At 54.5% G+C, this 15,357-nt stretch carries 14 protein-coding genes; 3 read left to right on the top strand and 11 right to left on the bottom strand.

The features are described 5' to 3' along the window. The first annotated feature begins 30 nt into the window (after positions 1-30). Genes QUD54_RS00430 through QUD54_RS00420 form a run of 3 tightly spaced genes read left to right on the top strand, consistent with a single transcriptional unit; the run spans position 31 to position 3,103 of the window. Entirely contained in the window at positions 31-603 is a 573-nt protein-coding gene (locus QUD54_RS00430) for a DedA family protein (RefSeq protein ID WP_286336988.1), read from the top strand. Then, on the top strand, positions 600-2,456 hold the full coding sequence (locus tag QUD54_RS00425) for a mechanosensitive ion channel family protein (RefSeq protein WP_286336987.1): 1,857 nt from the start codon (positions 600-602) through the stop codon (positions 2,454-2,456). The genes QUD54_RS00430 and QUD54_RS00425 overlap by 4 nt, the downstream gene beginning before the upstream one ends. Continuing rightward, on the top strand, positions 2,453-3,103 hold the full coding sequence (locus QUD54_RS00420) for a MarC family protein (RefSeq protein ID WP_286336986.1): 651 nt from the start codon (positions 2,453-2,455) through the stop codon (positions 3,101-3,103). The genes QUD54_RS00425 and QUD54_RS00420 overlap by 4 nt, the downstream gene beginning before the upstream one ends. Positions 3,104-3,134: 31 nt before the next feature. Here the strand turns inward: QUD54_RS00420 and QUD54_RS00415 are convergent, their stop codons facing one another. The 11 genes from QUD54_RS00415 to QUD54_RS00365 form a co-directional block, all read right to left on the bottom strand. Continuing rightward, positions 3,135-3,833 (bottom strand): Crp/Fnr family transcriptional regulator, encoded by a 699-nt coding sequence (locus tag QUD54_RS00415; protein ID WP_286336985.1) that lies wholly within the window; start codon positions 3,831-3,833, stop codon positions 3,135-3,137. 13 nt (positions 3,834-3,846) lie between these two features. Next, positions 3,847-4,344 carry a hypothetical protein gene (locus QUD54_RS00410; RefSeq protein ID WP_286336984.1) on the bottom strand — a complete coding sequence of 166 codons (498 nt, stop codon included), beginning with the start codon at positions 4,342-4,344 and terminating at the stop codon, positions 3,847-3,849. Between the two features lie 189 nt (positions 4,345-4,533). Further along, the gene (locus QUD54_RS00405; RefSeq protein ID WP_286336983.1) at positions 4,534-5,085 is read right to left on the bottom strand and encodes an HdeD family acid-resistance protein; all 552 of its coding nucleotides are present in this window, start codon (positions 5,083-5,085) and stop codon (positions 4,534-4,536) included. 3 nt (positions 5,086-5,088) lie between these two features. Continuing rightward, the gene (locus tag QUD54_RS00400; protein ID WP_286336982.1) at positions 5,089-5,994 is read right to left on the bottom strand and encodes a beta/alpha barrel domain-containing protein; all 906 of its coding nucleotides are present in this window, start codon (positions 5,992-5,994) and stop codon (positions 5,089-5,091) included. Beyond that, the gene (locus tag QUD54_RS00395; protein WP_286336981.1) at positions 5,991-6,932 is read right to left on the bottom strand and encodes an NAD(P)-dependent oxidoreductase; all 942 of its coding nucleotides are present in this window, start codon (positions 6,930-6,932) and stop codon (positions 5,991-5,993) included. The genes QUD54_RS00400 and QUD54_RS00395 overlap by 4 nt, the downstream gene beginning before the upstream one ends. Before the next feature lies 1 nt (position 6,933). Then, positions 6,934-9,351 carry a phosphoenolpyruvate synthase gene (gene ppsA / locus QUD54_RS00390; protein ID WP_286336980.1) on the bottom strand — a complete coding sequence of 806 codons (2,418 nt, stop codon included), beginning with the start codon at positions 9,349-9,351 and terminating at the stop codon, positions 6,934-6,936. 17 nt (positions 9,352-9,368) lie between these two features. Beyond that, positions 9,369-9,560: a hypothetical protein gene (locus QUD54_RS00385; RefSeq protein ID WP_286336979.1), complete on the bottom strand. Its 192-nt coding sequence runs from the start codon at positions 9,558-9,560 to the stop codon at positions 9,369-9,371. Next, positions 9,547-10,506 carry an LOG family protein gene (locus QUD54_RS00380; RefSeq protein ID WP_286336978.1) on the bottom strand — a complete coding sequence of 320 codons (960 nt, stop codon included), beginning with the start codon at positions 10,504-10,506 and terminating at the stop codon, positions 9,547-9,549. The genes QUD54_RS00385 and QUD54_RS00380 overlap by 14 nt, the downstream gene beginning before the upstream one ends. Positions 10,507-10,516: 10 nt before the next feature. Next, complete coding sequence (locus tag QUD54_RS00375) at positions 10,517-11,773, bottom strand: MgtC/SapB family protein (protein WP_286336977.1); 1,257 nt, start codon at positions 11,771-11,773, stop codon at positions 10,517-10,519. Continuing rightward, positions 11,770-12,546, bottom strand: a complete 777-nt coding sequence (ppk2, locus tag QUD54_RS00370) for a polyphosphate kinase 2 (protein ID WP_286336976.1) — start codon at positions 12,544-12,546, stop codon at positions 11,770-11,772. The genes QUD54_RS00375 and ppk2 overlap by 4 nt, the downstream gene beginning before the upstream one ends. Before the next feature lie 79 nt (positions 12,547-12,625). Then, a complete protein-coding gene (locus QUD54_RS00365; RefSeq protein WP_286336975.1) occupies positions 12,626-15,322 on the bottom strand; it encodes a plasma-membrane proton-efflux P-type ATPase in 2,697 nt (898 codons plus the stop codon). Between the last annotated feature and the right edge of the window lie 35 nt (positions 15,323-15,357).

Below are 15,357 nucleotides of genomic sequence, written 5' to 3'. Positions count from 1 at the left end.
GCGACTTTTCGGGTTTGTAAAGAGGGTGGCATGATGGTGTTCAATCTCTTCTCCTATCCGGTTCATCTTCTCCTGACACACGGCTATGCGGCACTGTTCGTCTGGAGCGTACTGGAGGGAGAGATCGGGCTGATGCTGGCCGGATGGCTCGCATCGGAACACAGGGTCTTCACCTATTCCGGGGTCGTCGCGGTCGCAATGGCGGGTGCTGCCATCGGCGATCTTCTTCTCTTTTTGTCGGGAAGGCTCTTCGAAAAACGCGCCGTCGCCTGGCTGGAGGCCTATCCCGAAAAAAAGAGAATGGCCATGAAATGGCTCAAAAAATGGGGCCCTTTCGTCATCGTCTTCGAACGGTTTGTCTACGGTACCCACATTCCCGTTCTGCTGACAATCGGCATGTCCGGTTACAGTTTTCTCAAATTTCTCTTTTTCGACATCCTGGGTATCGTACTCTGGGCGTTCACTTTCGTTTCCGTCGGATACTATTTCGGCCACGGCGCAATCGACCTGATTCTCTTCGCGCAGAAAAACGTTTTCGTGGTTCTCTTTTTCGTTTCGCTGTTCGCACTGATACTCTTTTCGCAAAACGGAGACAACCGATGAGAAAAACCCTCTTATATCTCCTCTTTCTCGCACTCTTCCTCCATGGTGCGGATATCAACGACTCGCTCGTACGTGGTACGACACAGACCTACGAATCGCTGCTGGCGACCTTAAAAAAAACGGAACAAAAAAACGACGATACGGCACTGCAGGAGGCTCTGCTCTACAAGCTCATCAACCTTTCGAAAAATCCGCCCGTCGAAAAGATCGTCATCGAACGTCCCGACAACGAAAAGGCGTACCGGGAGCTTATCGTCCGGTTCGGAAACTGGGCCCTCTCCAAAGCCGAAGCCGCAAAAGATATCGCCTCGCTGGAAGAGAGGCTCGGTGTGGTGGCCGATCAGTTGAAAAGCAGCGAATCCAACGCAAGCAATCTACTGACACTGCAGCTTCAATACGCCTTCTACACCAAAGGGAAAAATCTCTACATCCGAAAACTCGAACATTACAAAGAGGCGATCGGGCAGGCACCGTCCTATTTCGTGGAAGGTTTGCAACGCATCAGCTTCGATACGGACACGGTGAAAAAGAGAATCGGACAGATCGACACTTCCCTTGAGAAACTCGAGAAAGAGATACAAAGGCTCGACGTAGAGAGGGAGCGTCTCAACCTGCTGGGCAAAAGCGGTGCGGTCAAGCGAATCGGCAGCCGGATCGATCGGCTTCAGGCCAAAAAGAGAAACCTCCTCAACGAAAAGCTGGTCGAACTTTTCATCCTCTTCTCCTCGGCACTGCACGACAAAAAGAGTACCGAAGCCTTCGCCCTGCAGAAACGGATCATGAAGATCATTGAAAGATCCTATCCCGAAGAGGTGCAGGACGACATGCGCGCACTTTTCGACAAGATGGAAACGACGGTTCTGGGAAGGGCCGAAACGATCAAGGGGGCGACCCTCGAAGAGATCAAGAACGCCGTCTCGCTCTTCTGGGAAAAGGCCAACGCCCCGCTCTTCGTCATCAACGAAACGCCCATCAGCGCCTTCAAACTCTTCATGGCTCTCTTTATATTCGTCATCGGCATCGTAATCGGAGGATTCTATAAAAACAGCATCAAACGCCTCACCTTCAAAACCCGCACCCTCACCTCTTCCACGCGGACCCTTCTGGCCAATCTCGGTTACTACACGATCATCATCATCGCCTTCTTCATTGCCCTCAATGTCGTGGGGATCAATCTCTCTTCCATCGCTCTGGTCGCCGGTGCCCTCTCGGTGGGTATCGGTTTCGGACTTCAGAATATCGTCTCCAATTTCGTCTCCGGCATCATCCTGATGTTCGAGAGGAGCATCAAGATCGGGGACTACATCGAATTCGACGAAAACCTGCGGGGCCACGTCTCCGACATAAGAATGCGCTCGACGACGATCACGACCAACGACAACATCGACGTTATCGTCCCCAACCAGGATCTGATTCAAAACCGTGTCATCAACTGGACCATGAACGACCAGATCCGGCGCTTCCGCATCCCTTTCGGTGTCGCCTACGGTACCGATGTCCACAAAGTGGTCGGTGTCATCAAGGATGCGGTCAAAAAGAGCGGATTCGGCGACATCTACAACGATGGCCAGCGCCATACCCGCGTCATCATGACCGGCATGAACGACAGCAGCGTCGATTTTCAGCTCTTTGTCTGGATCAGAGGTGGCGAGATCCTCTATCCGCGCAGGACCGAATCGCGCTTTCTGATACTCATCTACGACGCGCTCTACGAGGCGGGCATCGAAATCCCCTTCCCGCAACGTGATATCCACATCCGTTCGGTCGACGAAAAGATACCTCTTCGGCTCGATAGAGAAGATGACGATAACGCTCCACGGTACGATGATATTCAAAAAGGAGAAAGTCTATGATATCCACATACGTATCGACATTGCTTCACGACACGATCGCGCTCATCACGATACTCAACCCCCTTGCGGCGGCCAGTATCATGATTTCGATGGTCTCTCCCGTCACACCCGTTATGATTCGGCCGGTCGCATGGAGGGCTACCCTGACCGTGCTTATCGCATCACTGGTTACGCTCTTCGCCGGCGAGCTCATTTTCAAACTCTTCAGTATCAATGTCCTTTCGATCAAAGTGATTGGCGGTGTCATTCTGATGATGATCGCGATCAATATGGCCTACGGCCAGGCGAGCAAGGCCAGACACACCCCCGAAGAGCGGGACGAAGCGGAAGAGAAGGAGGATATCTCTGTCATCCCTCTTGGCATTCCCATCCTCTTCGGACCCGGCGTCATCGCCACGATCATCGTCCTCAACAATACCAATGCACAGACGTACGGAAGCACATGGAGTTACATACTGGTCACTCTCTCCATACTCCTTTCGATCGTGAGCGTCTATCTTTCCCTTCGCTATGCGGGGTTCATCAACCGTCTTCTCGGAGTGACGGGAATGAAAATTCTCACCCGTATCATGGGGCTTGTCGTGGGTGCCATCGCCGCGCAGTTTCTCATCGGAGGCATCAAAGGGCTCTGGATGGAGGCGGGTTGAGGGCATTTACTTTTCGCCCATAAACCTCGATTCAGAGATTGTAGCGACGTTTCAATTCTTCCAGTTTTTTTACCGCTAGATATCCGCGCTTTTGCAGGATGATTTCATCCTTTTTCAACTTCTGAAGCTGAGTCGTGACGACCGACCGGACCGAACCGATCATTTCGGCGAGAAGTTCATGGGAAAGGTTGTTGATGATTTTGACCGGATACTCTTCCTCATCGTGACGATTTTTCGTATCGGCATGCTTGAGAATGAGCTTCGCGAGACGTGTCGCCGTATCGTCGAAAACTACGGATTCGGCAAAATTTTCGAGGATGCGCATCTGTTTCCCGATATAGGGAAGAAAACGCTCGTTGAATTCGGGATAGCGCTCCAGCCACCTCCTGGCCGTCGCCATGGGAGCGCGCAGGATATCGACCGTTTCCACCGCGATAGGATTGGATACATGCGCTTCGCCGTCGAGCAGCGACAGAATGTCGAAAACATCCCCCCTTTTCAATAGGAAGAGGACGATACTGCGCCCGGAATGGGGATCGGTGTGCATCAGCTTGACGCTTCCTTTGACGACGATATTGAAATATTCAATCCCTTCGTCATTGTCGATTGCCTCCGATTTCTCCCACCGCTTCAATCTGCACTCGGAGACGATTTCGCACAGCTCCGAATGCTTCAGCCCTGCGAAAAGGTCCGTATCTTCCAACTCTTCACATATTTCATGCCGTGTCATGATCCACCTTCCTTTATTCGTTATCCCGCCCAACACGTTCCCGGTCGTGCCCGATATCGACAAGCTCGAGATAGAGGCGGCGCAAAATTTCGAAATGCGCGAAACGCTCCCTACACTCTTCGAGTATCTGATTCGTAAGGGGTTTGAGGGGATGCCCGGCGTTGAAACGCTCCATCTCTTGGAGAATCCTCCCAAAGCACTCCCCATACCATTCGTTTTCCCGGTCGAACGTCGCCGCACCTCCGTTCTCCACGACCTTCAAACCCTCTGCTTTCTGAAAATTTTCCCGAAGAATGTATCTAAAACGGTTCTGAACGTGATCCATGATGAAAAAGGCGAAATCGTTCAGCATCCCTTTTTTGAGCGGATTGGAAACGTTCAGCGAATTGTCCAGACTTTCCAGGCAAGCATAGCAGATTCCCTCCATGGAATCTCTCATCTCCATCTGCCGAGAAAAAGAGATTTGAAACCTCTCCATACTCTGTGCCAAAATTTCGTTCGGAACCCTCATGATAAGCCTCTATCCACTGAAAAATAGGAGACCAGTATATCGAAGAGAGAGTCCCATCAATGTCAGCTGACTGACATTTCATCCTATCCCGTGCCCTTTCTTCGTTTAACGAAGGTCCGGAACCGAAATTTCGAAGCATCGAGGGCTGTATATCTCCGTTTTCAAAATTTCATGATCCCTCAAGGGCGCTCACTCTTCCCCTTTTTTCAGATAACTTCCGAGCGTTACGAGAACGATGCCGTCGAAAAAGAGGCTGATTCCGACGAAAAGTCCGACGAGATAGAGGGAACTGAAAGGCCACCCTACGAGAAAGATCGCCGCCAGGACGATGGAGAAGAGACCGTTGAGAAGCCACATCCACCACCCCTTCGCCGGCTTCATCGTGAAGGCGAGCGCAAAGTTGCCGAAGGCATCGAAGAGAAAATAGACCGCCAGCAGCAATCCCACAGCTGCCACACCGGGCAGGGGCTTGAAAATCAGCAGCAACGCGGTGACGATGAGCACAAAGGTCTTGAGCCACCCCATCCAGTCTCCACGGTCGCTCATATAGGTGAAATAGCCGGTCATCAGGCCGCCGAAAAGCATCATCCACGCCACGAAAAAGACGACCGCCACCGACATGAGACCGGGAAAGACGATGCCCGCCAATCCGATGAGAATCATCACGATGCCTGCGATTTTGGCATTTTTCGCTACCTTTTCTTTCGTTTCCGGATCCATTTCGAGCCAGATTTTCCACATGTTTTATCCTTTCAGAATCTTCACCGCCTCTTCGACGGTGGCGTTTTTACAAGTGATCGCGTAGATGGCACCGGCCATCCTGATCGCCTCTTCGAGCGGATGCTGGTGGATATTTCTGCCGGTACCGTTGCCACGGCTTCTTCCAATATGGATCTGCTCGTGCAGCTGCGCCAGAAACTCCGTTTCGTCGATTCTTTCTCCCCCTTCACAGAGTACGCCGGTGCGTCCCCCCGCCTGTGTCGCCTCCCTCAGCAGCGAAGGATCGAATCTTCCGTTGAGATAGGGAACCTTCAGTTTGACGAAATCGGCCCCCAGGCAGGCTCCCACGCCCGCCGCTCCGGCGATGAGATGGGCGTCGTGCTCGTCCTTGACGTAGGGGCCTTTGGGATAGATCCACAGCACCGCCAGCATCCCGTGCCCATGGGCTTCATGAACGATACGCGCCGCTTCGCGCAGCATGGCGTGTTCGTACGCTCCTCCCAGATAGACTGTATAGCCCACTCCTCGGATATCCAGCCCCGCACTCTCTCTCAGATGCACCGCATCTTCCACTCCTAGCCACTGTCGGCTGTAGGGGTCCTTTTCACGGTAGGGAACGAGATGGGTTTTTGAGTTGAGTTTGATCAGGTAGGGGATGTCACGGTAATCGCGGCCACACCGGCTGATCAGACCGAACTGGGTAGCGAAAACGCCGATATCTGCCGCCGAGGCGATCTTGAAAAGATGCTCGGGATCGTTGTCCTCGGCGGGGATGTCGGGACCGAAAAAATCGTCGTTGAGATGCTCCACCTTCTGATCGCCGGCGAAAAGCATCAGACGGCCACTTCCTCCCGTACTCTTTTCGAAATTTTCCAGAAACCGGCCTTCATGCTCTTTGGGTACGTCGGCGGGAAGCCATGAAGGTATCATGATGCATCCTTTTTTCCATACTCTTTTTCACAGGAGAGCTTCAGACAGTTGGGCAACGACCTGCCTGCGATGTAGGCTTCGATATTCTCACACGAAATCTCCATGATCCGCCGCAGCGCCTCTTTGGTGTAGTAGGCCATGTGGGGCGTGTAGAGGACATTGGGCCGCGCGACGCAGGAGAGGTCGGAGGTGACGTCGAGACAGAGCACGTTGGGAAGCGTCGTGTAGAGCTCTTTTTGGAGAATCTCCCCCCGGGCGACATTGACCACGATCGCATCCTCTTTGAGAAGCTTCGCCCGCTCTATGTCTATCAACTCTCTCGTCGCAGGCGTCAGGGGCAGGGCGATCATGAGGACATCGCTCGTTTCGAGCACCCTCTCCAGCGACGTGAAATCGAGCCCCAGTTCGTCGACGATCGGTTTTCTCGTGCGGCTCCAGACCGAAATCTCCATCCCAAACCCTTTGCCGATATGGGCCATCCTCGACCCGATGGTCCCGAGACCCAGGATGCCGAGGCGTCTGCCGAAAAGTTCGATCCCCTTGAGATCCTGGTATTCGAAGATTCCCTCTTTGGCCCGCCGCAGGGCTTTCCATGTATGCCGGGTCGCCTCGAGAAGCAGCGAAAAAGCGAATTCCGCCACCGCAGGGCCGCCATAACCGGCCACGTTGGAAACCAAAATGCCCCGTTTGTAGAGAGTGTTGCACTTGATATGGTCGTATCCGGTGGAGCGCGTCTGCAGATAGCGCAGTTTCGGAAGCTTTCGCAAAACATCGTCGGTGATCTTCGAATGCACGAAGACCGATACGGCCTCGTAATCGGCTTCCTTGGTCAACTCCTCCTGAATCGGACCGCTGAAAAAGAGGATCTCGTGGCCCTTTAGGCGTTCGGTAAAAAAGGCCCTCTCTTCGGGCTTCGTCTCGAAAAATGCGATCTTCATTTCATATCCTTCCCAGCTGTTTCTCCAGCTCCACCACGTCGCGGATCGTTTTTAGAACACTGTCGGGATTGAGACTCATGCTGTCGATCCCCAGTTTCACCAGAAACTCCGCCACCTCGGGGTAGTCGCTGGGGGCCTGGCCGCAGATACCGCTGTGGCGATGGCTCCGCTTGGCCCCTTCGACAGCGAGTTCAATCATCTTCATCACGCCCGGATCCCTCTCGTCGTAGTCGAAAGCGACGATCTGGCTGTCCCTGTCGACCCCGAGCGTCAACTGTGTCAGATCGTTGCTGCCGATGGAGAAGCCGTCGAAAATCTCCGCGAAGGCGTCGATCTGGATCACGTTGTTGGGGATTTCGCACATGACGTAGATCTTCAGGCCGTTTTCGCCTCTTTTCAGGCCGTATTTGGCCATCGTCTCGAGTACCTTTTTCCCCTCGTCGACACGGCGGCAGAATGGGATCATCAGGACGATGTTCTCCATGCCGATCACATCTCTGGCACGCTTCATCGCGGCACACTCGAGGGCGAAGCCTTCTTCGTACGCAGGATGGGCGTAGCGCGCCGCACCCCGAAATCCGATCATCGGGTTGTCCTCTTCGGGCTCGAAGAACCTGCCGCCCAGCAGCGTGGCGTACTCGTTGGTCTTGAAGTCGCTCATCCGAACGACACAGGGTTTGGGGTAGACCGACGCCGCAATCGTGGCGACCCCTTCACTGAGGGTTTTGACGAAAAACTCCGTCAAGCTTTCGTAGGCGTACGCCAGGCTTTCGAGCGCTTTTCGCGTCGCATCGTCCACCTTTTCGGGATGCTTGAGGGCCATCGGATGGGCTTTGATGTATTCGTTGATGATAAACTCCATCCGCGCCAGACCAATACCCTCCACCGGCAGGGAAGCGAGCGAAAAGGCCTGGTCCGGATTTCCCAGGTTCATCATGATCTCGGTTTTCGGTTTAGGAAGCGCGCTCAAATCCACCTCCTCCACTTCGAACGGGAGCATCCCCTCGTAGACATATCCCGTCTCCCCCTCGGCACAGCTGACGGTCACCTCCATGCCGTTTTCGAGGATCTCGGTGGCCCCTTCGGCTCCAACGATGGCGGGGATGCCCAGCTCACGGCTGACGATGGCGGCGTGACAGGTGCGTCCTCCTTTGTTGGTCACCACCGCCGAGGCGATCTTCATGACCGGCTCCCAGTCGGGACTGGTCGTATCGGCCACCAGCACCTCGCCGTCCCGAAATTCGCTCAGATGCTCCACGTCGGGAATGTAGCGGACCCTGCCCTGCCCGATCTTCGTGCCGACCGCCCGGCCCGTGACCAGCACCTTGCCGCGCTCTTTGAGCCGGTAGGTCTCCAGCACCGTCCCCTTTTTCTGCGATGCCACGGTCTCGGGACGCGCCTGCACCATGTACAGATGTCCGTCCGTGCCGTCCTTTGCCCACTCCATATCCATCGGCTTGCGGTGTCCCGCCTTTTTCGAGTAGTGGTTTTCGACCTTGATGGCGTAGTAGGCGAGCGTCATCACGTCGCCGTCGGTGATGCAAAAGTGCCGGCGCTCCTCTTCACTCGTTTCGACGTTTTTGGTGTACTCCTCCGCCAAATTGGCCGAACCGAGGGTGTCGGAGAAGACCATTTTGAGCTCTTTTCGCCCCAGGCGCCGCTTGAGCACGGCCCGGTAGCCCTTGTCGAAGGTGGGTTTGTGGACGTAGAAGCTGTCGGGGTCGATGGTGCCCTGCACGACGTTCTCGCCCAGGCCGTAGGCGCCGTTGATGAAGACGACATCCTTGAAGCCGGTTTCGGTGTCGATACTGAACATGACGCCGCTGGCGCCGATGTCAGAGCGCACCATCTTCATCACCACCACACTCAGATAGACCCTCTTCCAGTCGAAACCGTTGTCGTGCTTGTAGTGGAGGCTCCTGTCGGTGAAGTTGCTGGCCAGACACCGCCGGTAGGCATCCAGTAGCGCTTCGTCGTCCCGGACATTGAGATAGGTCTCGTTCTGGCCCGCGAAGGAGGCGGTGGGAGAGTCTTCCGCCGTCGCCGAGGATCGCACCGCCAGTGAGAGATCTTCCCCGTACTCCTCCCTCAGCTTCGCGTACCCTTCGAGTATCTCTCGCTTCAGATCGTCGGGAATCTCGCACTCGTAGACGATCTTCCGGCATGCGGCTCCCGCTTTTTGCAGTGCCTCCACGTTGTCGTAATCCAGCCCGTCGAGCCATGCGTGGAGCTTCTCCCACGCCCCGTTGGTTTCCAGAACGTAGCGGTAGGCCGACGCGGTGACCGCGAAGCCGTTGGGTACCCTCACCCCCTCTTCCGTGAGGTTGCTGTACATCTCTCCCAGGGAGGCGTTTTTGCCCCCCACTTCCGGTACATCCTTGATCCCTATCTCTTCGAACCATTTCACATATGCAGACATCTTCACTCCTTTTTTCGTTACGGCAACGGCGGCGGCATCGCGATCATGTGGAAAAAGCCGCCGAAGATCATCCCCAGAAACGCGAAGATGAGATAGATGATGAAAAGTGCCGGAATCGACGCCAGCGCCAACTTCACCATGAACCAGACCAGATCCCAGAACGGGATATCCAGTCCCGAAACGATCACTCTATTGTCACACTTTTCCATGTTGCGGTTTCTCTCCTTCCGTATAGACTCGGTACAGATGGGTTCGGCGGTCCGTATGCCATCCGATGATATGCCGCCACGCCTCGTCGGCATTTTCGACCATCGTGAAAATCTCGAGATCGTCGGGGGATATCATCCCCTCCTCCGCCAGGATCTCGAAATTGACGATGCGCTCCCAGTACCGTTTTCCCACCAGAACCACCGGAATCTCCGGCGTCTTGCGGGTCTGCACCAGCGTCAGGATTTCGAAGAGTTCGTCGAGGGTACCGAAGCCGCCCGGATAGGCCACCAGCGCCTGGGCCCTGAGCATGAAGTGGAGCTTGCGGATGGCGAAGTAGTGGAACTGGAAACAGAGCTCGGGCGAGATGTAGGGGTTGGGATACTGCTCGTGGGGGAGATTGATGTTGAGCCCGATCGATTTGGCCCCCACGTCATAGGCTCCCCGATTGGCCGCCTCCATGATGCCCGGGCCGCCGCCTGTCATCAGGATGACCCGGTTGTCTTCGGGTCCCGTGCCGCTGTTGCCCACCAGACGGCCGAACTTTCTGGCGTCGTCGTAGTAGGTACTCATCTCCACCATCCGCTCCGCTTCGCGTAGCTGGGCCAGCAGTTTGACGTTATCCGAGTCGGCTACCAATTTTTTTTCGACCTCTTTGAATGTTGCCAGCGCCGTTTTGCGCTCTTTGATCCTCGCACTTCCGAAGACGACGATCGTATGCTGCACGTCGAGTTCGGTCATGATCAGTTCGGCTTTCATGTAATCCAGTTCGAGCCGCACACCCCTTGTCTCGTGACTTTGCAGAAACTCCCTGTCCTCCTCGGCCAATCGGTAGGTGGGGGACTCCATCAGCTCTCTGACCAATCTTTCGGCTTTGGGATCTTCCGATTTCGGTTTGGGGTGCTGCCACGGCAGCTCGTGCCATTTGTGTTTCGTCTTTTTTCGCATGGTTCCTCTCCTAAATGATATGTTCGAGCCGAAACGCCCAGAGTATCGTTCCCGCGCCGAGCAGTGTCACGAAAAAGGCGGAACGGTAGCACCTTTTCCATCCGCCGAACCAGAGGGCGTAGGCCGCTTTGAGCAGATCGTTACTTCCCGCCGCGATCATGACGGCCGCGGCGATCTGCGGCGTCGTGACGTCGTATTTTCCCGTCAGCAGCGAGAGGACGAAGGGATCGATGTCGGTGAAACCGACGACGAACGAGAAAATCTCCAAACCGCCGGAACCGTACTCTTTCGTCACATACTGCGTCAGAACCATCATCATAACGAAAAGGGTGGCGAAAATGAGAGCCGTCCCCAGTTCCAAAGGGTTTTTGTCGACGAATTCGGCCGTTTCACCCTCCTGTCTAGCCCGCTTGAGAAAAAAGGCGGCGAAGAGAAACCCCAAAATCGCCATGACGACGAACGGCAGAGCCAGCGTTTCGGCGATCTGCAGATTGAACACGAGCGCCACCACCAAAAGGCGCAGATACATCACCGCCGTGGCCGCGATGATCGAGGCGTCGACGAGGGGACGGCATCCAGCCTGCTTCGCCTTTCTGGCCAGCACCACCGTCGTCGCCGTTGAGGAGTAGGTCCCGCCGACGACCGCGGTCAGAAAGTACCCCTTCTGGGGAAAGAAGTATTTCTGCACGATGTAGCCGCCGTAGCTGATCGCTGAAATGACCACCACCGCCAACCATATCTTGAAAGGCGAAAGGGGTATGAATGCGACGATCTTCTCGTCGGGAAGCAGCGGGAGGATGACGGCCGAAAGCAGTATCATCTTACCGAGGGTTTCGAATTCGTAGGGGTTGATCCCCAGGGCGAAGCGGTGTATCGCCCGGCGGGCGTTGAGGATGAAAACGATCAGAACGAAAAGAAGCGAAGGCATCCAAAGGGGCGTCGTGAGAGTCAGCGGTCCGAAAGCGTAGACACAAAGCATCACGAGATAGAGCAGGATGCTCTGCCTGTGATCGATCAGCTTCTGGTGGTAAAAGAGTGCGTAGAGCAGCGTCAGACCGACAAGCACCGCCACATAGGCGCTCAGATGCGTCGGATCGAGCTTGTAGAAGACGAAACCCAGTATCCCCACGAAAGTGTAGGTGCGTGCGGTTCCGAAAAAGTCCTGGGGTCTGTTGGGATGGAACCGTTGACGGTAGGTTTTGACCTCCAGACCCGTCAGGAAACTGAAGGCGACGGTGACGATGAAGTGGACCAGATCCGGATTCATGGCGCGATCAGCCCTTTCTCGTAGCAGACGGGATCGAATTCACAGACGACATCGTTGTCGTAAAGAAGGTATCTCTCTTCCTTCTCGGGATAGTCGACATGGGAAAGAAAATGTTTCATGACATTGATGCGCGCCGTTTTCTTGTCGTCGCTGTGGACCACATACCAGGGTGCGAAGACGAAGGAGGTCTTGGAGAACATCTCGTCACGGGCCTTGGAGTAGGCTTTCCAGAGTTTCTGCGCCTGGGCGTCGATGGGGCTCAGTTTCCACTGCTTGAGGGGATCCTTTCGTCTGGCTTCCAGCCGCCGCTTCTGCTCATTTTTGGAGATGTCGAGATAGTATTTGAAAAAGAGCATCTCCGAATGGGTCAGCATCTGCTCGAAACTTCCCACCTCTTTCATGAAGAGCTTGTGCTCCTTTTTGGTACAGAACCCCATCACCTTCTCGACCCCTGCGCGATTGTACCAGCTGCGGTTGAAAAAGACGATCTCTCCGCCGCTGGGCAGATGGGGAACGAAGCGCTGGAAATACCAAGATTTTCGCTCCCTATCGCTCGGTTTGCCCAGCGCCACGCTTCGGGCCTCTCTGGGACTGAGGTGTTCGGTGAAACGTTTGATCGTGCCATCTTTGCCTGCGGCGTCGCGCCCTTCGAAAACGACACAGACTTTGAGATCGTTGTCGATCACGTGGCGCTGGAACTTCACCAGCTCCACCTGAAGTCGATAGAGCTCTTTGTTGTAGGTTTTCTTGTCCATCTTTTTCCTCCCGTTCATCGCTCTCTCTCCTTCTCTTTCACCCTTTCTCCAATGACTAATGACCAATGGCTAATAACCCGCCTCCGCGCAGGAGGCGTCATATAACGTCGATGCCCAGTTTCTTCCGGTAGTAGCGCAGCACCGCCACTTTGACCACGTCGTTGAAGACGAACCACGTCAGCGCATAGATCCACATGAAGATCGCCCACTCCCATCCAATCGGTGTCATCAGTCCAAAACCGTAAACGGCGATGATCGTACCGATCACACGGGTCGAGAAGGTGGCGCCAAAAAGGATCCAGCTCGGCCACGGTCTTTTAAAGAACCAGTCGTCGATGCGGGTATTGTAGATGGTACCGTGACCGGCGATGACCATCTTGGCGAAAAAGATCGACTGGACGAACGCTTCGAATCCCTTCGTATCTTCGTAATCGACCCATTGCGGGATATGGGGAAGCCATCCCAGACTCTCAGGATGGGCCTTGAGATAGATCATCACCAGATAGAATATCAAAAATGAACTGAGGACTCCGGCGACACCCAGCCACGAAGAGAGCACCAACATCTCCCGCATATCCCAGCGGACCGGTTGTTTCCTGACTTTCGTATTGTCGTAGGCGATTGCCAGAATCGGGATATCGTTGAGCAGCGCCAGAACGATAATCATAACCGCGGTCAAGGGATAGAAGTTGAACACCACAATTGCCAGGGTCATGAAGATGATGATGCGAATCGTCTCGGCAATGCGGAAAATCGTGTAGCTCTTCATTCTTTCGAAAGTGATGCGCGCCTGCTTGATCGCATCGACGATGACGCGAAGTCCCGGTGCCATCAGAACGATGTCTGCCGCCGCCCGCGCCGCGTCGGTTGCACCACTGACGGCAATGCCGCAGTCGGCTTTTTTGAGTGCGGGCGCATCGTTGACTCCATCACCCGTCATACCCACGATGTGGTCGGCTTTCTGAAGCTCGTCGACGATGAAGTATTTGTCTTCGGGAAAGACCTGTGCGAACCCGTCGGCCTCTTCGATGGCCGCAATGATTTCGCTTTCGTGTTTTTTAACGCTTCCTTTGGGAATCGGCATATTGTAGAGTTCCCGCTTGACCTGTTTCATGATTTTTTTAACGATCCTCTCGATCTCTTCCGCAGAAGCGTCGGGATGAAACTGCATGGTAAAGGCCTTCGTAAGCACTTGCGAGAGATAGATATACTCTTCGATCGACTCACCTTTGAGCTCTCGGATATCTTTGATCTTTTCACCGATACCCAGGATTCTGGCGATATATCTGGCAACGGCGATATTGTCACCCGTCACCATTTTGACCTTCACGCCTTTGGCATTGGCTTCGGCGATCGCTTCCATAGAATCTTCTCTCGGAGGATCGAAGAGCGGAATGAGTCCCAGGAAGTGGTAGTAGTCCTCTTCGCAGGCGCGGTAAGCGACTCCAAGGGTACGAAATCCCTTTTCGGCGAAGTCGTCGACCGCCTGGTAGGCCGCCTTTTTATCGAATTCATCTTCGTGACACTGTTCGATGATCACCTGGGGTGCCCCTTTGGTCACGACAAAGCAGTTGTTGGCATCGTAGAGCCCTTCGGTCCGTTTGTGGACCGGATCGAAGGGAAGAAATTTGGTCAGATGTTTTTTGTAGCCCTCCAGTTTGTCACGCAGGCCGTGGACGTCGATATATTCGAAAATCGGTTTTTCGATGGGATCGTGATTCTCCTCCTTGCTCGCCAAAGCAGCGTAAAGCATTAGTTCGTCCGAATCGTGCCCGTCGGCGACGAAGGGATCGGCAAGCGTCATCCTGTTCTGGGTCAGAGTTCCCGTTTTATCCGAGCAGAGAATATCCATTCCTGCCATCTCCTCGATGGCCGCCAGACGACTGACGATCGCCTGTTTTCTCGCCAGACTCATGGCACCCACGGCCATCGTCACAGTCAACACCGCGGGCAACGCCACGGGTATCGCGGAGACAGTCAAAATCAGGGAAAAAACCAGCAGTTCCAACGGATTTTCATGCCGATGAATACCCACGAAAATGATGATCAGAATCATGATAATCGTCACGGCAATCAAAAAGTCTCCCACTCTGATCACCATCTTCTGGAAATGGCTTTTTTGCTCACGCTCCGCCTTGGCCACGAGCCCCACCGTCTTTCCGAAATAGGTGTTCACGCCTGTCGCCGTCACTTCGGCGATCATCTCCCCCTGTTTGATAATGGCGTTGGCATAAAGCTCGTCTCCCACCTCTTTATGAACGGGCAGCGACTCTCCTGTAAGTGCGGACTGATCCACGAGCAGAAATTCTCCACCACCCAGCAGTTTGGCATCGGCGGGAACGATATCACCAATTTTGACTTTGATGATATCACCAGGTACCACCTCCCTCGCCGGAATCTTCTGCCATCGGCCATCACGGAAAACGATGGCGTTGCGCGCCAGCTTTTTCTTGAGTACGGCGATGGCGTTGAGGGCTTTGGACTCCTGATAAAAATCGACGAAGGCGTTGACGAGAAGCATCGCGAGGATGATATAGAACTCCTCCCAGTGATGCACCAAAGCTGAAAGTACACCGGCAATCTCGATCATCCACGGAATCGGTCCCCAAAAGCGCCTGAAGAGTCGATGCCACCAGCTCTCGGTCTTCTCTTCGATCTCGTTGTAGCCATATTTATCGAGACGTTCGGCAGCCTCTTCGGAACTCAGTCCCCCTACCCCCGACAATTCCGGAGGCAGTGCCTCCGCTTCCGTAGATTGCTCTTTTGCCTTGGAAGATGCCGCCATTTCCTCCATTGCAGAATTCTTGCGACGGTTTGATCTTCTTCGTC

This window comes from Hydrogenimonas cancrithermarum, assembly GCF_030296055.1.
Classification (GTDB): domain Bacteria; phylum Campylobacterota; class Campylobacteria; order Campylobacterales; family Hydrogenimonadaceae; genus Hydrogenimonas; species Hydrogenimonas cancrithermarum.
Note: the sequence above shows the minus strand (reverse complement) of the source record. Positions and strands in the feature narration are given on the sequence as shown.